The sequence below is a fragment of the Paraflavitalea sp. CAU 1676 genome (assembly GCF_029223285.1).
Lineage (GTDB): Bacteria > Bacteroidota > Bacteroidia > Chitinophagales > Chitinophagaceae > Paraflavitalea.
The window spans coordinates 378,139-398,851 of record NZ_JARHUJ010000003.1 but is presented as its reverse complement, the minus strand read 5'-3'; the positions used below and the strand labels follow the sequence as shown (position 1 = coordinate 398,851).

Annotated in this window: 19 protein-coding genes; 14 read left to right on the top strand and 5 right to left on the bottom strand. The window is 51.4% G+C overall.

The window, feature by feature from the left end; translation table 11 throughout:
* The first annotated feature begins 135 nt into the window (after positions 1-135).
* Genes P2H89_RS10490 through P2H89_RS10480 form a run of 3 tightly spaced genes read left to right on the top strand, consistent with a single transcriptional unit; the run spans position 136 to position 3,817 of the window.
* Positions 136-1,389: a transglutaminase domain-containing protein gene (locus tag P2H89_RS10490; RefSeq protein WP_275826680.1), complete on the top strand. Its 1,254-nt coding sequence runs from the start codon at positions 136-138 to the stop codon at positions 1,387-1,389.
* Positions 1,386-3,074 carry a histidine kinase gene (locus P2H89_RS10485; RefSeq protein ID WP_275826679.1) on the top strand — a complete coding sequence of 563 codons (1,689 nt, stop codon included), beginning with the start codon at positions 1,386-1,388 and terminating at the stop codon, positions 3,072-3,074. Before P2H89_RS10490 ends, P2H89_RS10485 begins: the two co-directional genes overlap by 4 nt.
* The gene (locus tag P2H89_RS10480; RefSeq protein WP_275826678.1) at positions 3,071-3,817 is read left to right on the top strand and encodes a LytTR family DNA-binding domain-containing protein; all 747 of its coding nucleotides are present in this window, start codon (positions 3,071-3,073) and stop codon (positions 3,815-3,817) included. Before P2H89_RS10485 ends, P2H89_RS10480 begins: the two co-directional genes overlap by 4 nt.
* Before the next feature lie 21 nt (positions 3,818-3,838).
* On the opposite strand, the gene P2H89_RS10475 is transcribed toward P2H89_RS10480, so the two are convergent.
* Positions 3,839-4,390, bottom strand: a complete 552-nt coding sequence (locus P2H89_RS10475; RefSeq protein WP_275826677.1) for a DUF1599 domain-containing protein — start codon at positions 4,388-4,390, stop codon at positions 3,839-3,841.
* Between the two features lie 74 nt (positions 4,391-4,464).
* On the opposite strand from P2H89_RS10475, the gene folP reads away from it, so the two are divergent.
* Positions 4,465-5,292, top strand: a complete 828-nt coding sequence (folP, locus tag P2H89_RS10470; protein WP_275826676.1) for a dihydropteroate synthase — start codon at positions 4,465-4,467, stop codon at positions 5,290-5,292.
* A gap of 56 nt (positions 5,293-5,348) precedes the next feature.
* Here the strand turns inward: folP and P2H89_RS10465 are convergent, their stop codons facing one another.
* The gene (locus P2H89_RS10465) at positions 5,349-6,434 is read right to left on the bottom strand and encodes a 3-oxoacyl-[acyl-carrier-protein] synthase III C-terminal domain-containing protein (RefSeq protein WP_275826675.1); all 1,086 of its coding nucleotides are present in this window, start codon (positions 6,432-6,434) and stop codon (positions 5,349-5,351) included.
* Positions 6,435-6,979: 545 nt separating this feature from the next.
* Here P2H89_RS10465 and P2H89_RS10460 point away from each other — a divergent pair.
* Entirely contained in the window at positions 6,980-8,164 is a 1,185-nt protein-coding gene (locus P2H89_RS10460) for a HAMP domain-containing sensor histidine kinase (protein WP_275826674.1), read from the top strand.
* A gap of 90 nt (positions 8,165-8,254) precedes the next feature.
* Here P2H89_RS10460 and P2H89_RS10455 read toward each other — a convergent pair whose 3' ends face one another.
* Positions 8,255-8,695 (bottom strand): DoxX family protein, encoded by a 441-nt coding sequence (locus tag P2H89_RS10455; RefSeq protein ID WP_275826673.1) that lies wholly within the window; start codon positions 8,693-8,695, stop codon positions 8,255-8,257.
* A gap of 242 nt (positions 8,696-8,937) precedes the next feature.
* On the opposite strand from P2H89_RS10455, the gene P2H89_RS10450 reads away from it, so the two are divergent.
* The 9 genes from P2H89_RS10450 (at position 8,938) to P2H89_RS10410 (ending at position 18,057) form a co-directional block, all read left to right on the top strand.
* Complete coding sequence (locus P2H89_RS10450; protein WP_275826672.1) at positions 8,938-9,408, top strand: (2Fe-2S)-binding protein; 471 nt, start codon at positions 8,938-8,940, stop codon at positions 9,406-9,408.
* Positions 9,405-11,591: a xanthine dehydrogenase family protein molybdopterin-binding subunit gene (locus P2H89_RS10445; protein ID WP_275826671.1), complete on the top strand. Its 2,187-nt coding sequence runs from the start codon at positions 9,405-9,407 to the stop codon at positions 11,589-11,591. Before P2H89_RS10450 ends, P2H89_RS10445 begins: the two co-directional genes overlap by 4 nt.
* A gap of 36 nt (positions 11,592-11,627) precedes the next feature.
* Complete coding sequence (locus tag P2H89_RS10440; RefSeq protein ID WP_275826670.1) at positions 11,628-12,242, top strand: hypothetical protein; 615 nt, start codon at positions 11,628-11,630, stop codon at positions 12,240-12,242.
* Positions 12,243-12,394: 152 nt separating this feature from the next.
* A complete protein-coding gene (locus P2H89_RS10435) occupies positions 12,395-13,213 on the top strand; it encodes a DUF1080 domain-containing protein (protein WP_275826669.1) in 819 nt (272 codons plus the stop codon).
* 240 nt (positions 13,214-13,453) lie between these two features.
* Positions 13,454-13,813 carry a hypothetical protein gene (locus P2H89_RS10430; protein ID WP_275826668.1) on the top strand — a complete coding sequence of 120 codons (360 nt, stop codon included), beginning with the start codon at positions 13,454-13,456 and terminating at the stop codon, positions 13,811-13,813.
* Between the two features lie 5 nt (positions 13,814-13,818).
* A complete protein-coding gene (locus tag P2H89_RS10425; RefSeq protein WP_275826667.1) occupies positions 13,819-14,214 on the top strand; it encodes a hypothetical protein in 396 nt (131 codons plus the stop codon).
* Between the two features lie 237 nt (positions 14,215-14,451).
* Positions 14,452-14,790 carry a DUF4339 domain-containing protein gene (locus P2H89_RS10420; protein ID WP_275826666.1) on the top strand — a complete coding sequence of 113 codons (339 nt, stop codon included), beginning with the start codon at positions 14,452-14,454 and terminating at the stop codon, positions 14,788-14,790.
* Positions 14,791-14,992: 202 nt separating this feature from the next.
* Positions 14,993-17,455 (top strand): hypothetical protein, encoded by a 2,463-nt coding sequence (locus tag P2H89_RS10415; RefSeq protein ID WP_275826665.1) that lies wholly within the window; start codon positions 14,993-14,995, stop codon positions 17,453-17,455.
* Positions 17,456-17,544: 89 nt separating this feature from the next.
* A complete protein-coding gene (locus tag P2H89_RS10410; protein ID WP_275826663.1) occupies positions 17,545-18,057 on the top strand; it encodes a hypothetical protein in 513 nt (170 codons plus the stop codon).
* A 30-nt stretch (positions 18,058-18,087) separates the two neighbouring features.
* Here the strand turns inward: P2H89_RS10410 and P2H89_RS10405 are convergent, their stop codons facing one another.
* Together P2H89_RS10405 and P2H89_RS10400 are read right to left on the bottom strand one after the other, a co-directional pair.
* Entirely contained in the window at positions 18,088-19,338 is a 1,251-nt protein-coding gene (locus P2H89_RS10405) for an AGE family epimerase/isomerase (protein ID WP_275826662.1), read from the bottom strand.
* A 132-nt stretch (positions 19,339-19,470) separates the two neighbouring features.
* The gene (locus P2H89_RS10400) at positions 19,471-20,709 is read right to left on the bottom strand and encodes a glycosidase (protein WP_275826661.1); all 1,239 of its coding nucleotides are present in this window, start codon (positions 20,707-20,709) and stop codon (positions 19,471-19,473) included.
* Between the last annotated feature and the right edge of the window lie 4 nt (positions 20,710-20,713).

Here is a 20,713-nt window from a genome sequence, read left to right as displayed (position 1 = left end):
AAATGGGTAATTCAAAAAGGGGGCGTCATGATTCACAATGGCGCCTACCCTATTCACAACGGGTTCCCCGCGCCTTTTTAAATTGAACAATTTGCAGGGGTCAATGAATTATTCCTTCACCAAACCCCAACGCATATGATATGTAAAAGGATCATTATCTGGCTGCTCTTATGTTTGATCGCCGGCCCAGCCCTGAAAGCGCAGGAGCCCGGGCAGGGAGAATTTGCCGTTTATGCCGGACAACAGCAAAAACTGTTTGTGCAATTGTACGAACAGCGTGATGTGAACCGGTATCATCGTGTACTGGACAGTTTTATTACACGGTATGCTTCGCAGCCCGACGTTTCGCGGCGCGCGTACAAACAACATCTGGCCAATGGCCACTATAATTTAAGTTGCGCTTACGCTTTGCTGGGGCAAAAAAAGCCGGCCCTGGATCAACTGGAGCAGGCCATCCGGGCAGGGTATGTGAATTATTCGCATATGATGAAAGATGCTGACCTCGACGTACTGCGCAAGGAACCGCGGTTTGCACAATTGCTGCAGCCTTTGCGGGCAACGGGCGACTATCTGTACATTCTCCGACGTGGAGCGGCTTACGATCTTCATGATCAGCGGCCACTACCTGCTTTTACCTTTCAGCCGGCGAGCGATAGCCAGTTGGTAGCTTTGCGGAAGGGTTTTCGCCTCGACTCTATCGCCGGGGCGGGTAGCGATGTTTCGAAGGTGCTGAACTTGTTGCACTGGGTGCACGAACTCATTCCGCACGATGGTAATCACGAGAACCCGCCTGTGAAGAATGCGATGGACCTGATCGGTGTTTGCCGGAAAGAAGGCCGGGGCTTAAATTGCAGGGGCCTTGCAACCGTGCTGAACGAATGTTACCTGTCGATGGGTTTTGCGTCGCGCCTGGTGACCTGCCTGCCGAAGGACAGTTTGGGTGTCGATCCCGATTGCCATGTCATCAATGTAGTATGGGTGCCTTCGCTGCAGAAATGGGTATGGACCGATCCTACGCAGGATGCTTATGTGATGAATGAACAAGGAGTGTTGCTGGGCATCGATGAAGTGCGGGAGCGATTGATTGCCGGCAGGCCGCTGATCCTGAATCCGACGGCCAACTGGAACCACCGGGTGTCGGCCACCAAAGAACAATACCTATACCAGTACATGGCGAAGAACCTTTACATGCTGCAGTGCCCGGTGAATAGTGCGTATGATATGGAACGCCCTGCCGCTGGCAAAACCATTCAGTACATCCAATTAATGCCGCTGGATTACTTCAAACAAAAACCGGATAGCCGATCCAACACCAAGGCGCCCAGCGGCACCACGTACCAATTTTATAACACGAATAACCCCGCCCTATTCTGGCAAAAACCGCTATGAAAAAGATCATCCTCCTTATAGTATTATTCTGCAGCTGGTTAATGACTCCGGCGCAGGTTGGTTTCAAATTCAGTGCTTCCGACTCCGGCGAACCGGCCTGGGATAATTACTCTACTACTTACCTCGGTGACGGATCCGATTCGGTGCCGGTTATTATCAGTGCGCTTCCTAATTATGGCATCAGCCGCCATACGGGCAATACGCCCTTTGATGTTTCTTTCAGCGATTATCGTTTTCGATCGCAATTGACCACCAGCGGGCAGCAATTGTATACTTACGACTCCGGGGATGTATATTTCCTGGCGCCGGGCATCTTCAGTAATAATGCAGCTTTGTATGAGTTCCGGGTGGTGGAAAATGGTACCAAAGTGATCAAGCCCTGGGGCGAGGTAACGACATTCGTGGAGGCCAACTTTCAATTGAATTTCTTCCGCGCCAAGTTTGGGGTCCTGGGAGGTTTTTCTACCCAATTTGGTAACTATCTATCGGTAGAATTAAGGCGCAAGGGGGCAGCGGCGCCATTCATTACTTCGGTAGTGCGGTGGGTGGCTGCCAGGCCCCTGCTCAGCGGTGTTTATACCGTAAATCAATACACTGCGATGATGCTGAGCCATTCGTCTGACAATCCGATGGGCGAAAGTTTATTGTCGACGCTGATGGGGCCTTCGGAAGGGGAAAAACTGGATACGGCGGCCCGGACGCCTAATCAGTGGATCGTGCCGCCCAATGAAAGCGGCCTTATTTTCCAGTTGCGCGCCATGGTGTATAAAAAGAATGTTTTTGAATACCGCCTTCTCCGCAATGGCCGGACGGTTATAAATTGGACAGGCAACAAAGCGCCCAACAGCTATATCTGGATCGAACATCCAGAACCTGGCGACCAGGTGCTGGAAGTGCGCTATAAAAGACTGCCCGACCTGGTGCTGGCCTTCCCTTTCAGGGTACAGGCTGCCTGGTACCAGACCTGGTGGTTCAAGGCCATCGGCGCTTTGTTGTTGCTGGCCTTTATGGGGTTCATTGTTCTTGGATTTACATTGCGCCGGCAACGCCGGCGCACCCTTGCCGAGCAGGAGAAAAAAGAACGGGCCGAGCAGGGTTTGAAGTCGGTGTATGCGCAACTGAACCCTCATTTTACTTTCAATGCCCTCTCCTCTATCCAGGGGCTCATCAACAACAACGATATCAAAGGGGCCAATCAATACCTGGCCGATTTTGGCAGCCTGGTGCGGCAATCGCTGGCGGATAGTGAACGACCACTGATCCCCCTGCAGCGGGAATTACAAACGATCGATACATACCTGAGGCTGGAAAAGCTGCGCTTTAATTTTGAATATGCTATTCATTGGGATCCCGATTTCCCGCTTGCGAACGTTGACGTACCTTCCCTCCTGCTGCAGCCCCTGGTGGAGAATGCGGTGAAGCATGGTATTTCCAACTTAGGGGATAAAGGCAAGGTGCGTATCGATGTGCTATCGCAGGGCAGAGACCTGACGATCCGCATCACCGACAACGGTGCCGGTTTCGATGCGCAACAGCCGGTCAATGGCTTTGGTTTGAAGCTTACGCGCGACCGGATACGGCTTTTCAATGAGATGGCCGGCAGTGAGCAGATCGTGTTGTCTATAAACGGTGTGGCCCAACCGGGCTCTACGGTAACAATCCTTTTTAAAAACTGGCTGGCATGAACCTGAAGGCTATTTTGATCGACGATGAGAAGAACAACCTGATCAACCTGGAACAATTGCTGAAGACCTATTGTGCGGGCGTGGAGGTAGTGGACACGGCGCTCAATGCGACAGACGGCAAACAGCTTTTGCTGCAACACCGGCCCGACCTGCTTTTCCTCGACATTCAAATGCCGGGGAAAAGCGGCTTCGATCTGTTGAAGGAACTGCCCGCGCAGGTATGCGAGGTGATCTTTGTAACGGCTTATGATCAGTATGCGGTGCAGGCTGTGCGTTTTGCGGCGGTCGATTACTTGCTGAAGCCCGTCAACATCGATGAGCTACAGGCGGCGGTTGGCCGGGTCTGGGTGCGGGTGCGGGACAAGCAAAAGAACCTGCAGCTGGAGAACCTGCTGCAATTGCTGCAGGCCGGTAAAGAAGAGCATCGTATTGCCATTACCACCTTGCGGGAAACCCGTTTTATCCGTACGGCCGAGATCGTACGGTGTGAATCATCGAACAACTATACTGCTATCTTTCTCTCCGACGGGGAAAAGCTCACCTCTTCGCGTCCCATCTTTGAATATGAAGAGTTGCTGCGGGATTACGGGTTCTTCCGGTGTCATCAATCGCACCTCGTGAACCGGCGTTTTGTGAAGAGTTGGGTTAAGGAAGATGGCGGCTACCTGTTGCTCGACAACGGGCACCAGGTGCCGGTTTCACGCAATAAAAAAGAGCTGGTGATTACAGCTCTCAAATTGTAAGTATCGTGATGGTTGACCGCTTTATCCCTTGTGTTTTCCTTCTTCGATAAGTATGAGGGCGAATACGGAATAGTTGATGATGTCAACATAGTTGGCATCGATTCCCTCGCTGATGAGGGTTTTGCCGTCGTTGGCCAGTATCTGGCGGATGCGCAACAGTTTTACCAGGATGAGGTCGGCAAAGCTTTCCTGGCTCATTTCGCGCCAGGCTTCTCCGTAGTCGTGGTTCTTATCGAGCATCGTTGCTTTGGTAAAAGCGATCTTCTCCGAATACAATCTTTCTACTTCTGCCACCGGCAGGTCTTCCGCCGTGCTTTTCTGCAATTCGAGCTGTATTAACCCAATGACGCCATAATTGACCATGCCTTTGAATTCGCCGGCGATATCGTCTCCTATCTTCTGTGTCTTTTTTTCCTGGATAGTGCGGATGCGCTGGGCCTTGATGAAGATCTGGTCCACGATGGAGATGGGCCTCAATACCCGCCAAGATGTTCCGTAATCTTTGGTTTTTTTGAGGAAGATATCCCTGCAGGATTGTATTGCCGCGTCGTATTGTTGTATGGTATTGCTCATAATGCGCTTTGCCAGAGGCTTGTATGCTGCTTCTTGTTATCTTTAAGGCGTCAAAAATAGCGAACAAAGATTAAATGTTTACACTGAATTGCAAAGGCCGTTTGCTGGTCGTGGATAAACCGCTGGTGATGGGTATCCTGAATGTGACACCCGATTCTTTCTATGCCGGCAGCCGTGTTGGCGATGAGGATGTATTGCGGCAGGCTGAGCGTATGATCGATGATGGCGCGGACATCCTGGATATTGGCGGTCAGAGTACGCGGCCCGGCAGTGAGCGGGTGCCTGTTGAGGTGGAGCTGGCGCGGGTAACGGGTGCCATTGCGGCCATTCATGCCAGGTTTCCCGATATCCCTATTTCTATCGATACCTTCCAGGCGCGTGTAGCGGCCGAGGCGGTGGCTGCTGGTGCTTCTATCGTGAATGATGTGAGTGCCGGCAGTATCGATGCCGCGATGATCGATACGGTGGCGAAACTGCAGGTTCCCTATGTGCTGATGCATATGAAGGGTACGCTCGATACCTTGCGCGAGGAGTTCGTTTATGAGCATATCGGGCTTGAGGTGCTCGATTGGTTCATACACCAGGTAGCGTTGTGCCGTAAGGCGGGTATCAAGGACATTATCCTGGATCCGGGTTTTGGCTTTGGCAAAAACAGTGTGCAGAACCTGGCGCTTCTAAAACAGTTGGAGGTGTTGAATGTGCTGGAGCGGCCTGTGCTGGTGGGGCTTTCGCGTAAACGTACCATCTGGAAAACACTGGGTGTTACCGCTGATGAGGCTTTAAATGGTACTACGGTGATCAATACGATCAGCTTACTGAAAGGCGCCCATATGCTGAGGGTGCATGATGTGCGGGAAGCGGTGGAAGCGGTGAAGTTGTGGCAGGCTTACCAGGGGGCCTGATATGATAAGACATACTGAACGGACATGATCTGCCAGCCCGTTCAGTATGGAATTTTTTAAGCTGCCGGCACTACCGGTATGATGAACGCTCCTCTTTCGGGCCCTGCGCCTACTACCGATATACAGATACTATCTCCCGATTGCAATATGCCCGATTGCAGGTCGTCGTCGAGCAATTTGATGGTGCTCGTACTTACCAGGTTACCATACTTCACTACATTGATGCCCATTTTATCGCGGCTGATGCCATGGTCTTTGATGAGGGTTTCAAGGAATGCATTGGTGAGCATGGGGCTTGCCTGGTGGGTATATATTTTCTTTACACGGCCGAGGTAACCGGGTTCTATGGCCTGTAGCTGTTCGTGATTAAGCGTCATTCCCTTGATATAATATTCTTTTATCTTGGGTCCCGACATGGCAAAGCAGGATAATGCTTCGCATTCCTCGGTGCCGGGAGGCGCCCAGGCGCCGCTGCCGGTATAATGTATCAGCGGGTCGTCGAAACCGGCTTCCTCTCCGAACTTGATGGAATCTCTGGAGTAGAAAGAGAATCCTGTGGCGGCTTCAGTGCGCTTCAGCACCACGGCAGATACCCCATCCGAGAAGAGGGCTGCCGACATCCACAGTGATTTGCCATAAGGGTTCTGCACGTTGTTTTTGTATACTGCTGTTTGTGTGTACAAACTGCTGAGGCTATACGAGATCAGCAGGGTCGTTCTGGCATTCATTTGTGCGGCGAGCGCCATGGCGCGGGCAAACCCTGCGCAACCGGCGCCGAGCAATACCGGCACGATGTGATCTTTTAGTCCGATCTCTTTGTATAACAGGAATGCATCCTGGTCGAGCTGGACCATGAAGGGGGAGCAGGTGACGATGATGGCGGCATCGATATCGCCCGGTTCTACGTTGGCTCTTCTCATGGCTTCTTTGGTGGTGTTGATCACGATCTGCGGATCTTTGAATACATCGGGCGCCCAGCTTTTGGATTTGATGCCGAGTATCTTTTCTACCATTTTGCCGTCGAGGTATTTACCTGCCTCCTGCCTGTCGGGCACTTTATAATCGCTGGCCCATTGGTGGATGCTGATGGGCTCTGCCACAAAGGAGGATACGCCCGTGATGGCGAGGTTGATCTGGTTCATGCTGTTTCGTTTACTGTTTGTGTATGTTTGATTTTCATGGTTTGCGGGCATACGGCTTGCCTCCGCACGATACGTACGGAAGGGCCGTTTGACCGGTTTTCTAATGACACGCAAGCAGGGGGAATGAATCGGGCGGCAGATGGCAGGGTTTTCCTTGTGCCCGGAAGGCGGATAAGGTTAATGGGTGCAATTGACGAAATAACCAGCGTCGTGCCTATCCCTGTTTTACATGATTTTTTGCGTGTGTTTTGCGTACTGTTGCGGGCAGGTGGAGATTAACCCACAATCCGTTAGGTGCGTATGAAGCAGGAAAGCAGGCGGGAGCGGGTTGTTGCTGGTTTGGGTTCACGGGCAAGAGCGGGGCCATACTTTGGCAGTTTTGATTATTTATTTATATTCGTGTATCACTTTGTGATAAGCCTCTCGCCCATAACCTTCCCTTTTTGCCAGTATTAGCCGTATCAGGAATCAGTTGTTCTGCCATTTCGGTTGACTCCGATGGTTACCTGAACAGCAATCGCTCAAATATCCCATTGTATCGCCTGATGAAAAAAGTCAAAACCTTTTGGGAATCTTTGGTGAGTGCCGGCGCCGCCGGTTCACCAGGAAAGTTAATTGCCTGCCGAAGCATCAATCTGCTGGCAGTCATTATTATTCTCCTCAATGTAATTGCAGGCCCGCTGTTGTATCTCCTGATCCAGAAGCCAGTGATCCTTGCCGGTAGTTTGCTCGAGAGTGTATTGATGGCTGTGGTGATCGTGTTGAACCGCAGCCGGCGGCATCGCGCCGCCACCTGGGTGCTTTTTGCAGGGCTGTATGTGGTAGGTGGTTATTTTGCCATTGTATTTGGTAAGGATACTTATGCTTCTATCATGATGTTGTTCTGGATGGCTATGACCGGCTTGTTCTTTGGCGGATTTATTTACATGAGCCAGCGTATGGTGGCCGACATGGAGGCCAGCCAGGAATCTCTCGAGCAGCAGATGGTGCGGGCCTTGCATGCCAATGATCAAAAGAAAAACTTCATCCGTGATTTTGTGCATGAGATCAAAAGCGGGTTCAATCCGATCGAAGGCATGGTGGGCTACCTCGCCAACAAGGAGCGGCTGGCAAAAGCGAAAGTGAGTTCCGAACAGCTTATCGGCCATATCAAGAGCGGGTGCAATGGTTATCGCCGCTTATTGTCGAACCTGCTTGAATATTCCCGACTCGAGCATGGCAAGAAAGATGAACTGATCGTGGAACCCCTGGAGATAAGGTCTTTTATGAAGCAGGTGGTGGAGGAATTCCAGTATACGGCCAGGGCCGAGCATACGCATATCCGGTTGCTGGTTGATAGTGGGATGCCTGCCGTGGTGTATTGCGACCAGGTAAAGCTTCGGCAGATCGCCAATAATCTCGTACACAATGCCATCAAGTTTGTGCGTGCAGGCTGTGAAGTGGTCATCACCGTACACCTGCAGGAAACGGATCGCTGGCAGCTGGTGGTGATCAACGATGGTGGTGGTTTTCCGGCCGAGCAATTACGTAAGTACTTTCATCCGTACCAGCATGTGCGTACGGGCATCAATATGGAGGGTAATGGTTTGGGGTTGTTCATCACCCACAAACTGGTAGAAGCCCTTCATGGCAATATTGAAGTGATGCGGAAGGGTGTTGAGCACACCGCTTTTGAAGTAACCCTGCCGCTGGAGCAGCCCTGCTCCTTTTCCATCAGCGCTACGGGATAAAACTTTGCCCTGGCGCGCGATAACACTTATCGCAGGCCTTCTATTTTTCTGTTGATCCGATCTTTTAACAGCCGGCAGGTGCCGGCTGATCTACTTGCTGGTAGCGTTCATGTAACTATCGAACGAGAAACGGCCATTGCCGGCTGCGAGGAAGTACACCAATAATCCCAACACTATGAGTGCGAGTATGATGGTGGTAGCCGGTGTCCACAATCCGCCGGGTGTGCCGGCAAAGATGATGGCGCCGATCAGGATCGGTATCTGAATGAGGCAGGCGAAACGGGTCAGTACGCCCAGCATGATCAATACGCCGCCCAGCAGGTGGGCGAAAACGATAAGATGGCCCAGAGAAAGCAGGAAGAAAGAACCCGAGGATATATAATTAGATATGCGCCCCAATTCGGCGCCCATGTTTTCTATGAATACTATTCCCCGCCATACGAGGAATGCGCCCAGTGCTATGCGTACAATATCTACCCATTGTGGATGATGCGTATCACCCCAGTGTTCGAAGCGTTGCAGGAGATTCATATGGCTTGTTTTTACGTGAGGGAAAAGAACTGATTTAAAGTTACGTATATTTTATTAAGTAGTGCATGCAGGCTGAAAGTGGCTGCCAGCGTGTTTTTGATGTATTCTGATATACGAAAATTAATGTGCTTTGCCAAATTTTTTTACTGCTTTGGCTTGTTTGAATTCTGCAAGTGTTGCATTGAATATTGTAATCAGGAGGGTTTGGAATAAGTGTAACTTTAAGGTTACAACTGCTAAATATGATCAAACTCCACATTAATAATCAACCTTACTCGGTTGATGCGAGTCCCCAGATGCCTTTGTTATGGGTGTTGAGAGATATGCTGGGTTTAACCGGCACCAAGTTTGGATGCGGCATGGCTCAATGCGGCGCCTGCACGGTTCATTTAAATGGTGAGGCTGTTCGCAGCTGTGTAACGCCGGTTTCGCGTGCTGCCAACCAGCAGATCACGACCGTTGAAGGACTTTCGACGGATCTCACGCATCCTTTACAGCAAGCCTGGCTGCAGGAAGATGTGCTGCAATGTGGTTATTGCCAAAGCGGCCAGCTGATGTCGGCGGCGGTCCTGTTACGCGAAAAACCCGATCCAACGGATGAAGACATCGATCGCGCGATGAGTGGTAACGTGTGTCGTTGCGGTACTTATCCGCGCATCCGCAAAGCGATCCATCTTGCTGCTAAAATTCAACGCGAAGGAGGTAAATCATGAACAACCCATCTACTGTAAGCAGGAGAAAATTCCTGCAAACGACTACCACCTTTGCCGGTGGCTTGCTCATTCCATTCTTCGTATCGGCCGGGGCTAAACGCATGGGCATGCTGGGCGCCCTGGGTGCTGCGGAAGCCGCTGGTGCCGACTCTGCTGTTGCTTTCGCTCCCAATGCCTACCTCGGTATTGGCAGGGACAATTCAGTACATATCATTCTGGCGCATGTGGAGATGGGGCAAGGGGTGTGGACTACCCTGCCGATGCTCATTGCCGATGAACTGGATTGCGACTGGAATAAGATCAAGGTAGGGCATGCGCCTCCTGCGCAACCTTATTACCATACGATGTTCGGTATCCAGATCACGGGCGGGTCGTCCACTACCTGGTCGGAGTTTGACCGCTATCGCCAGGCTGGCGCTACGGCGCGGGCTGTGATGGTAGCTGCTGCCGCGCAACAATGGGGCGTTGCTCCCGAAGCCTGCAGTACGGCTGATGGATACGTGATCTATAATGATAAGAAACTGAGTTACGGTGAGCTGGCCGATGCGGCTGCTAAAATACCTCCTCCTGCCAATGTGCCGTTGAAGCCTGCGAGCGAATGGAAATACATCGGTAAAGGGGTAAAGCGATTGGATACCTCCGAAAAGATCAATGGCAAGGCCAGGTTCGGCATGGATGTTCAGTTTCCGGGATTGCTGACTGCCGTTATTGCGCGGCCACCGGTGTTCGGTGCTCAGCTGAAGCGTTTCGATGCGGCCAAGGCCAAAACAGTGGCCGGTGTGCGGCAAGTGGTAGCAGTTCCTTCTGGTGTGGCGGTGATCGCCGATCATTTCTGGGCTGCCAAACAAGGCCGGGAGGCGCTGGTGGTAGAATGGGATATCGAACCCTCCTTACAGATCGATACGCCCGGTCAATGGGCTGCCTATCGTGGCTTGACGGAGCAACGTGGCGCTGTGGCGGCCAAGGCCGGTGATGCGCAGGATGCTTTGTCCAAAGCTGCGGACAAAGTGGATGTGGAGTATACCCTGCCCTACCTGGCACATGCCTGTATGGAGCCTTTGAATTGTACTGTTAAGATCGCCAACGATAAATGTGAAATATGGACGGGTACACAGATGCCGGGCCTCGACCAGGGTGCGGCGGCAAAGATCCTGGGCTTTAAACCCGAGCAGGTGGAAGTGCATACGATGTTCCTGGGCGGCGGCTTTGGTCGCCGGGCTACGGCTGCTTCTGATTTTGTGTCGGAAGCGGTGGAAGTGGCCAAGGCCAGCGGCAAGGCCGTTAAAACTGTGTGGACCCGTGAAGATGATATCCGGGGTGGTTATTACCGGCCGGCTTTCCTGCATCGTGTGCGGGTGGGTCTGGGCGAAGACAAGATGCCGGTTGCCTGGCATCACAGCATCGTGGGGCAATCGATCCTGGCTGGCACTCCTTTCGAGGCGGGCGTGAAGGATGGTATCGATGGTGCTTCCGTCGAGGGCGTTAATGATTCTCCTTATATGGGACATGTGCCCAATCATCTTATAGAATTACATTCTCCCAAGAATAAGATACCGGTATTGTGGTGGCGATCGGTGGGCCACACCCATACTGCTTTTGTGATGGAAACGATGATCGATCAACTGGCGCATTCGGCTGGCAAGGATCCTGTAGAATACCGCCGCACGTTGTTGAAAGATCATAAGCGACCGTTGTCGGCTTTGAACCTCGCTGCTGAGAAAGCTGGCTGGGGTACTCCTTTGCCGGCAGGTCATTTCCGCGGCATTGCCGTGCATGACTCGTTTGGCAGTGCGGTGGCGCAGGTGGCTGAAGTGAGTGTAGAGAAAGGTAAAGTGCGGGTACATCGCGTGGTGTGTGCTATCGACTGCGGGCTGGCGGTGAACCCTGATGGTGTAGCGGCGCAAATGGAGAGCGGGATCATCTTTGGGCTTACCGCTTTTCTATACGGCAATATCTCTTTGGATAAGGGCCGGGTTCGCCAGGGCAATTTCCATGATTACAAGATGGTGCGGATGCAGGAAGCGCCGGCAATAGAAGTTTTCATTGTACCGAGTACCGAAAAGATGGGTGGCGCTGGTGAGCCCGGTGTGCCACCGCTGGCGCCGGCTGTAGCGAATGCTTTGTTTGCGGCCACCGGCAAACGTATCAGGAACCTGCCGGTAAAACCGGAAGACCTGAGCTAAGGACAATCTGATTCATTGACCCAAGCATGTACGATTATGCAAAGAACGAATTCACCTACCTGGTGGCGGCCACGGGCTGCCCTGTTCACTTTCTGTATTGCAGGAGCCCTCTCCGTGGCCGCCGTAGCGGTGCGGCCGGCGGATGATGCTGCGCGTAGCGAGCGTGCAATTTCGCAGGCTGCCTTCCAGGCTGTCTATAAAGTATTGATGAGCCCGCGGTGTATGAACTGTCACCCCAATGGAGACATACCATTGCAGGGTGACGACAGTCACCTGCATACCATGAATGTAACCCGCGGTGTGGATGGTAAGGGTGTGTATGCGCTGAAATGTTCCAATTGCCACCAGGTGGCCAATACGCCCGGGCTGAATATGCCGCCGGGCAATCCCACCTGGCATTTGCCCCCGGCCGATATGCCGATGGTGTTTGAAGGGCGTTCGCCCCGGGAACTGGCTTTGCAATTGAAAGATCCCAATCAAAACGGACATAAGACGCTGCAGCAATTGCTCGATCACGTGTCCAAAGACGCGCTGGTGCTATGGGGTTGGAAGCCGGGCGATGGCAGAACCCTGCCGCCATTGGCGCATGCAGAATTTGTGAAGCAGTTCAAGACCTGGGTGTCGACCGGAGCGGTGGCGCCGAACGAATAGTAGAACCGGACGCAGCAGCGGGCGGCCCGGTTTTGCAGGCGAATCCCGGGATTTTGTATGTGGCTTTTTACCGGCAGGTTGAAAAACAACCGTTTGCACGATCGCAATACACGCCGGAAGCTTATCTTTAGCCAACACATTATTAACGACATATGAAATCCCTGCTTTTCGCTGCCTGTCTGGCCCTGATTGTTTGCGCCGGTTGTAAAACGTCCAAATCTTCTACTGCCTCCCATGATCAATGGATATCGCTCTTTAATGGAAAAGATATCGATGACTGGTTCGTGAAGATCCAGCACCATGATGTGGGCGTCAACTTTGGTAATACTTTCCGGGTGGAGGACAGTATGATCCGGGTGAAATATGATCAGTATGGCGACTTCAATGATCAGTTTGGCCACTTGTACTACAAAGTTCCCTTCTCTTACTACCACCTGAAGCTGGAATACCGCTTTGTAGGTGCGTTGCAAAAAGGAGCTCCAGGATATACGTTGCGCAACAGCGGGGTGATGTACCATTCGCAGGATCCGCGTACCATGCCTAAAGAGCAGGACTGGCCCATTTCGATCGAGATGCAGTTTCTCGGCGGTCTGGGCGATGGCAAACCCCGCACAACGGGCAATATGTGCTCGCCCGGTACGCATATCGTGTATGAAGGCAAGCTGGATACGCGTCATTGCATCGATTCGAAATCGAAGACCTATGATGGCGACCAATGGGTTAGTGCGGAACTGATCGTGCTGGGGGATTCGCTGATCACGCATATCATCAACGGCGATACGGTGATGCAGTATTCGAAGCCGCAGATAGGCGGACCGGTTGCTAACCGGTATGATCCGGCCATTAAGGTGGACGGGAAGATCCTGAGCAGCGGCTTTGTCGCTTTGCAGAGTGAAGGGCAGCCGGTGGACTTCAGGCGTATTCAGTTGCTCGACCTCTCCGACAGGTACAATAAACCTTCTTCGAAGTAATTTTGATGATATTGTAGTAACGTTCCTGCCCCTCGGGGCGGGAACGTTTTGTTTTACGGGTACCTGTTATTTATTGATTGTTGTTGGGGATACTGCCTGGTGTCCTGGACAAGCGGTTCTCTGCAAGCGCCCCTGCCTATCGTGTTAAATAAACTTTCAGAAATATTTGAAAGTTTAGTATTAGATGCTATCTTTGTTCCAGCAAACAGTTCTTCTACTTCACCTTTAAATACAGCTGGTATGAACATCCTCGCGTATATTCTCTACCTGCTTATTACATATATCATCACGGTGCGTGTAGGCTTTATCTTTTACCGCAATGGCCGTGTGTTTATACTGAACCTGCTGAAGCAGGATGAGCAGCTTACCGATTTCATCAACCGTATCCTGCTTACCGGGTATTATCTCTTAAACCTGGGCTATGCCGCTTTGATGTTACAGAGCTGGGATACGATCAACGGCTGGACGGCGCTACTGGTGAGCATTGTGAGCATGACGGGCAGGATCATTCTTACGCTCGCATTGATACACTTTTGTAATATGGGTGCTATCTACTTTATCGGTAATAAACACTTTCGTATTGTTAACCCCAAAATATAATCTATATGAATACTTCTTACCATTTTACGGCTTACCTCATTTACCTCCCTGTTGTGATCGTGCTTACCTGGTATGTGGCGCATATCCTCTTCAGGAATAGTAAGGTCTTTATGCTGGACATTTTTAATGGTAAAGCGGAGATCGCCATCGCCACCAATAAGTTGTTCGAGACCGGCTTTTATTTATTGAACCTTGGCTTTGCTTTTTGGGTGATGGAGATCATACATACCATAGATACGCCCAGGACGATGCTGGAAGTATTGAGTACCAAGATCGGCGGCTACTGTGTGTACCTGGGCATCAGCCTGTTCTTCAATCTTTACCTCTTCTTCCGGGGCAGAAGGATCTCCAAAGAAAGGGCACGACTGGCGACTGCGGCTGTTCCCGTACCTAAGGATTAATGCGCCTGGTTTACCTGACTGCCCGCCCCGGTGATGCAACCGGGAGCGGGCAGTTTTATTTTGCTACGGGTATCCATTTACTACTGGTGACGTGCATTGATGCAGATCAAAAAAGCCGCAATTGCCGGCAGTTTCAGGCAAATAGGATGTGGTGTAAAATAATAGTTGACAGGTAGTTTCGTTTACAGATAAGCGGGATCGTTTCGCTTGCCTGCTGCGACCTTAACCATTAAACCTATGAAAAAGTATTACCTGTTCGTTGGCGCCCGCCAATACGGTCCATTTAGTCGTGCCGAATTGAAGAACCAGGCTATTCACCGTGATACGCCGGTTTGGTACGAGGGCCTGAATGAATGGGTTAAGGCAGGGACGGTCGATGATCTGCAGGGAATTTTACCCGCTGCGTGTCCCCCACCCTTTGTGGTTGCCAATTACGGCGCTCCCCAGGCCGGTAATTCTCTTCCCGAACGCAAGGCTTCGCTGCTGCAACGCCGGTTCCGAAACCGCCTTACCTTTTTTGTTTCGCTGCTTGCGCTGGGCCTGCTGATACTGGCCATTTTGCTCATGGCTAGTTAATAAGTTTGTTTATTTCTGTGTAGAGTGTTGCTATCCAGATGGTTATCTATTTTCGGGAGAATTAATGTTTGAGAATAGTTATGATTATTCCGGGAACGTTTCTATATTAGAGCCCACATAAGGAATCCCTTCCTTTTATCCTATTTAGCCACTGAATCCATCTCCTTCGCTAAACCGGATCTCCAACCACAAAAAATAAGCTATGCTTAAATTCTACTCAAGCGTAAGGAGTTGTGCTATCCTCCTGTTCAGTACTCTGTTTTCTTTATCTGCTTTTTCAGCCACATTTACGGTTACGAATACGAATTCCAGCGGGGCAGGTTCCCTGGCGCAGGCTGTAGCCGATGCCAATGGTAATCCGGGCCCTGATGATATCGTATTTAATATCCCCACGGACCAGCAATGTATCATTAACCTTACTGCTCCGCTGGTGATCACCCAACCTTTGACTATTAATGGTTATAGCCAACCGGGTGCAGCTGCAGGCACTATTGCCGGCAGAACCATCAGGATCAACCTGAATGCGGCAGGCACCAGTGGTAATGCCATTACCGTAAATGCCGATAATGTGACTATCTCGGGTTTGGCTATTTATAATGCGATCGGCGTGGGTATCCAGGGACTGGCTCCAGGTGCGGTTGCGGTCGATAACCTGCATGTTTGGGGTAATTATATCGGGACAGACAGTACGGGCCTGGCCACCGGTCTGGGCAATGCCTCGGGCGGTGTGGAAGTGAACATCAACTTTGGTTCTACTGTTGCTGCTACCAACGTCTTTATCGGTACCAATGGCGACGGCACGGGCGATGCCAATGAAGGTAACCTGGTCGTAGGTTCTTCCAGCGGTTCGGGCATCAATGCCGATGGTATCCTGCTGTGGCGTTGCGAAGACTCGAAAGTGTCGGGTAATATTGTCGGGTTGAACAAGAATGGTGTTGGCACCGGTACCGGTGCTACCGGCTTTGGTAATAACCGCGATGGTATCGTGGCAACCGTTTTTTGCCAAAGGGTGTTGATCGGTACGGATGGTAATGGTACCAGTGACAACGTAGAAGGTAACCTGATCGGTAATAACGGACGGTATGGGATCTTCCTGGCCGGTGTTTCTTCTACCAATATCATTGCCGGTAATACCGTAGGGGTGAACAGTGCGGATGTGGCTGCCCCCAATGTATATGGGTTGGTATTGCTGAATGCTTTCTCGAACAGGATCGGTACCAATGCCGATGGCGTGAGTGATGCGCTCGAGAAGAACGTTTTCAGCGGCAATACTACCGGTGGTGTACGTTTCGCCAGTGAGGGCTTCCTTGGTTTCGACGCTTCTACGAATGATAATACAGTGATGGGGAATGTGATTGGCGCCAATGCTTCCTTATCGGTCAATATTCCCAACACGGGTGATGGTATCGAGCTGCAGGCTACCGATGCTGGTTTTGCCGTAAGTAACAACTATTTCGGTACCAACCATGATGGAGTGAATGATGTGGTGGAAAGGAATATTATCCTCAACAACACAGTAAGTGGTATCAAGGTATTAGAGCCTACCGGCGGCGCTTCCTGCACCGGTAATAAGTTTGCCGGTAACTATATCTACAACAATACCATTCTGGGTATCGACCTGGTGGGCGGCTTTCAGCCCAGCGGTGTCAATGTCAATGATAACGGCGATGTGGATGCGGGCGCCAATGACCTGCTGAATGCACCGGTGCTGGCGACGGTTAACCTGGTGGGCAGCAACCTGGTGATTGAAGGTTTTGCCAGTCCGAATGCAGTGATCGAGTTCTATATTCCCGATGGCATGCTGCATCCCAATAACCCGCTACCGGGTGGTTTCACCAGGTCTTTTGGTCAGGGGGCGGTGTTTGTGTTCCGTGCGCAGGAAGGTGGTACGCTGAATGGTTTTGCTGATAACGATGCAACTACCGGCACTTATGATCAAACTGTGGAAGGCGCCGGCTCTGGTGGTACCAGGACCGAGAACAAGTTCAGCTTCACAGTTCCGTTGGCAGGTCTGCCCGTTGCCATTACTTCAACTACGAAGTTCTCGGCGATCGCTTATGAAAATGCGAGCGGCGCGGGCAGTACGTCGGAGTTCAGCGGTGTTCTTGGCTTCGTAAGCCTGCCGGTGAATTTTGTTTCCTTTACCGGCCGTATCAAGGACGGTAAATCGTACCTGAACTGGAAGACAGCCGAAGAAGAGAACAACAGCCATTTCGAGGTGCAGAAGAGTGCTAATGGTGCTGACTATGTTACCATTGGTAAAGTGCAGCCTAAAGGTGGTGTTACCAATAGTTATGATTTCACCGATGAGGCGCCGGGTGCAGGCATCAACTACTACCGCATCAAGCAGGTGGATTTTGACGGACGGCCTACTTTGAGCAAGGTGTTGCTGCTGCGTTCGAACCTCGAACAGCTTGCTGTTAAAGCAGGTCCCAATCCTTTTGCGGGCAGCCTCAATATCTTCTTTAAACTGCAGAAAGAAGAGTACTTACAGATCCGCCTGTACGATCAGGGTGGCAGACTCCTGAAGTCCTATTCGATGCGTGCCGGTGCGGGTGTGAACACGTATGTGATCGGCGACCTGCAGCATTTACCGAAGGGGCAATACACGCTGGAGCTTGCCGGTGAAACGGTAAAGCATCACCAGCAGGTGATCAAACAGTAAGGTTTTAACAAATAATACAACATTCGAAAGGCTCCCATAACGGGAGCCTTTTTGTATCTTAGGGATGACACCCCTAATTGTTTATGAACATGAAACCATTACCTACACTACTTGGTCTTCTCGTAGCTACGGCTACGCTTTCGGGTTGCGCTTCCATTGTAAGCAAAAGCAACTGGCCGGTTACCTTTCATTCGAATCCCAGCGGAGCAAACATTTCCATCGTTAACAAACGTGGCGTTGAAGTCTACTCCGGCAGTACGCCGGCCACGATGAAGTTGAAATCCGGTGCGGGCTTCTTCAGTAAGGAATCGTACACGGTTACCTACAAGCTGGATGGCTATGATATGAAAAAGGTGAATCTGGAATGTAAGGTGAATGGCTGGTACATCGGCAACGTGCTCATTGGTGGTTTGATCGGTTTTTTGATCGTTGATCCCGCTACCGGAGCGATGTATAAGCTGGAAAAAGACTTTATGGAAGAGAGCCTGGTGCAGTCATCAGCTGCAACTACCATGGCGGCTCCGGATCAGCCTTCGTTGAAGATCCTCACTAAGAATGACTTGCCGGCCGACTGGGCGAAGCACCTGGTGCCGGTGAAATAAGTGAATGCGGGCAGGTGAGCACCTGCCCTTTTATTTTTTGAGGATGGTATCAATTCTTTTCAGCAACTCCATGCAAGCCCTGCCGTTGTGGTAAGGGCATTTCCATAGGCCGGCCTTGTCTTCCCACGACATGACGGTGCGGTCGCAACTATTGGCTTCATTGAGCACGCCCCAGCGCCATTCGCCGAACTCACGGTCGATGATGTTTTCCCGGATGAATTCCCAGGAGGCGAAGGTGCGATCGAGGAAACTGCGGTCGCCGGAAGTTTGCCAGGCATTGAAGAAGCCTACCAGCGCTTCGGCCTGCGGCCACCAATGTTTTTCCTTTACCCAGAGGTTGGTTGCGCTGTCCTGCTCGTACCACATGCCTCCATCGAAATCGACGCCCCTGCCGGCGGCATAGGCCATCTGCACCGATATTTTCTTCACCCGGATCATCAGCTCCCCATCGGAGATGATATGGGCTGCTTCTGCCAGCAGCCAGGAGGTCTCGATGTCGTGGCCGAAAGATACTACGGTGCTGCGTGCATGCCAATCCTCATCGAAGAAAAGGACCTGGTGATATGTGATGGGATGTATGATGTGCTTGAGGAAATTGTGGATGAGGCGGGTGATCTGGCGGCGAAGTCCATCTTCGGGCCAGATGCGGTAGAGGTTTGTGTAGGCCTCCAGTACATGAAGGTGTGTATTCATGGACTTTTTCTCGTTGGCGTCTTTGGCGCTTAAACGGAGGTCGTTGAGTGTATTCCACGACCGGTCGAATGATTCTATATAACCTTCCCGTTCACGATCGTAGCTATAGCGTTCGATGAGGTTGTACAATTCGATGGCACGGTCCTTTACCGAATCGCGGCGGGTGGCTTTGTAGTACTCGCAAAACGCATAGAGGGTAAAGGCCTGCGCATATATCTTCTTGTCGACATCGAAGGGGTGGCCGGCATGGTCGACGGTCCAATACACGCCACCCATTTCCTCATCGATGAAATGGGTAACGATGTATTCGTATGCTCTTGTTGCGATAGTCAGGTACTGCTGCTGATGGGTTTGATTCCAGGCGGCGGAAAAGGTCCATAGGATGCGGCTGTTGAGCACGATCCCTTTGGGGGCCAGGATGTCTACCACGTTATGGTGGTCGATGCTTCCATAGAAGCCGCCATACTGCTCATCTACAGTATGTGTCATCCACCAGGTAAGGATAGCATGGAATTCTTGTTCTACATCGGTACGGAATAGCTGTAACTGCTGAAGTACAGGCTCCTCCTGTATAACAGGCGTTGTCATGCGTAAATATAATTCAGGATTAATGAAACGCATAAGTACAACTACGGTGTTGGGGGGCTGCTACCCAGAATTTGATTTACATCAGTCGGTATTGTAGGGCATAATACAATGCTCCTCCAGGCCCCTTGATTATCAATGCTTACCACTTGCTCCTGTTTGAATTATTGTCTGCTTTACCAATGTTGTGCTCTGGTGGTCAAGGTAAGTTTGATTTCCGTCAATGATTTGAATGAGGGTTTCGGCGGATGCGGCCGACCGTAACTTATCGGGCGGCGTATGGGTGACATAGTCAACGAGTTGATCGATGGTGGTGGTGGCCACGTGGAGGCGGGTATCGGAAGAGGCGTAGTAGATGAATACTTTTCCGTCTTCGCCGGCGATCCAGCCATTACAGAATAATACGTTGGATACATCGCCTACCCTTTCTTCGCCTTCCGGTGCCATGAAATAGCCGCCAGGCTTGTGGGTGACTTTGGTGATGTCGTGGAGGTCGGTCATGAATAGGTAGAGTACATACCGTAAACCGGCTGCGGTATTGCGTACGCCGTGGGCCATGTGCAGCCAGCCGTGTTGGGTTTTGATGGGCTCGGGCCCCAGTCCGTTCTTGGCCTCGTATACCGTATGATAGAGTTTTTTATCGATGACGATCTCTTCGCTGATCTCAGCCTGTTCGATGGTTTTGCTGAGTCCGAACCCGATACCGCCGCCGCTGCCAGCGTTGATGAAGCCATCTTGTGGCCGGGTATAAAAGGCGTACTGACCGTTCACGAATTCCGGATGCAGCACCACATTGCGTTGCTGGGGCGAAGGTGTTTTGAGGTCGGGCAGGCGTTCCCAGCTGCGGAGGTCTTTGGTGCGGGCGATGCCACATTGGGCAATTGCGGCCGATTGATCGGCGTCGGATGCCTGGGGATCTCTTCTTTCGGTACAGAAAAGGCCGTAGATCCAACCATCCTCGTGCTGCACTACGCGCATATCATAGACATTGGTGTCGGGTACCTGGGTTTCGGGCATGACGATGGGGTAATCCCAGAAGCGGAAGTTGTCGATGCCGTTCTCACTTTCGGCCACGGCGAAAAAGGATTTTCTATCCAGTCCCTCTACCCTTGCTATGACCAGGTATTTGCCTTTCCATTTGATAGCGCCGGCGTTGAACACGGCATTGATGCCAAAGCGCTCCATGAGGTGCGGATTGGTCTCGTAGTTGAGGTCGTAGCGCCAGAAGATGGGTGCATGCTGATGGGTTAGCACGGCATTTTTGTAGCGCTTGTAAATACCATTGTCGGATTCCACCGGTTCATTGGGTACACGGACCAATTGCTCGTAACTGCTTTCCAGGTGCTCTAATCTTTTCAGAAATCCTTTATACATTGTA

Coding starts and splice junctions, on each gene's coding strand:
- P2H89_RS10490 (WP_275826680.1), top strand. CDS start 136: ATGATATGTAAAAGGATCATTATCTGGCTGCTCTTATGTTTGATCGCC.
- P2H89_RS10485 (WP_275826679.1), top strand. CDS start 1,386: ATGAAAAAGATCATCCTCCTTATAGTATTATTCTGCAGCTGGTTAATG.
- P2H89_RS10480 (WP_275826678.1), top strand. CDS start 3,071: ATGAACCTGAAGGCTATTTTGATCGACGATGAGAAGAACAACCTGATC.
- P2H89_RS10475 (WP_275826677.1), bottom strand. CDS start 4,390: ATGAGCAATACCATACAACAATACGACGCGGCAATACAATCCTGCAGG.
- folP (WP_275826676.1), top strand. CDS start 4,465: ATGTTTACACTGAATTGCAAAGGCCGTTTGCTGGTCGTGGATAAACCG.
- P2H89_RS10465 (WP_275826675.1), bottom strand. CDS start 6,434: ATGAACCAGATCAACCTCGCCATCACGGGCGTATCCTCCTTTGTGGCA.
- P2H89_RS10460 (WP_275826674.1), top strand. CDS start 6,980: ATGAAAAAAGTCAAAACCTTTTGGGAATCTTTGGTGAGTGCCGGCGCC.
- P2H89_RS10455 (WP_275826673.1), bottom strand. CDS start 8,695: ATGAATCTCCTGCAACGCTTCGAACACTGGGGTGATACGCATCATCCA.
- P2H89_RS10450 (WP_275826672.1), top strand. CDS start 8,938: ATGATCAAACTCCACATTAATAATCAACCTTACTCGGTTGATGCGAGT.
- P2H89_RS10445 (WP_275826671.1), top strand. CDS start 9,405: ATGAACAACCCATCTACTGTAAGCAGGAGAAAATTCCTGCAAACGACT.
- P2H89_RS10440 (WP_275826670.1), top strand. CDS start 11,628: ATGCAAAGAACGAATTCACCTACCTGGTGGCGGCCACGGGCTGCCCTG.
- P2H89_RS10435 (WP_275826669.1), top strand. CDS start 12,395: ATGAAATCCCTGCTTTTCGCTGCCTGTCTGGCCCTGATTGTTTGCGCC.
- P2H89_RS10430 (WP_275826668.1), top strand. CDS start 13,454: ATGAACATCCTCGCGTATATTCTCTACCTGCTTATTACATATATCATC.
- P2H89_RS10425 (WP_275826667.1), top strand. CDS start 13,819: ATGAATACTTCTTACCATTTTACGGCTTACCTCATTTACCTCCCTGTT.
- P2H89_RS10420 (WP_275826666.1), top strand. CDS start 14,452: ATGAAAAAGTATTACCTGTTCGTTGGCGCCCGCCAATACGGTCCATTT.
- P2H89_RS10415 (WP_275826665.1), top strand. CDS start 14,993: ATGCTTAAATTCTACTCAAGCGTAAGGAGTTGTGCTATCCTCCTGTTC.
- P2H89_RS10410 (WP_275826663.1), top strand. CDS start 17,545: ATGAAACCATTACCTACACTACTTGGTCTTCTCGTAGCTACGGCTACG.
- P2H89_RS10405 (WP_275826662.1), bottom strand. CDS start 19,338: ATGACAACGCCTGTTATACAGGAGGAGCCTGTACTTCAGCAGTTACAG.
- P2H89_RS10400 (WP_275826661.1), bottom strand. CDS start 20,709: ATGTATAAAGGATTTCTGAAAAGATTAGAGCACCTGGAAAGCAGTTAC.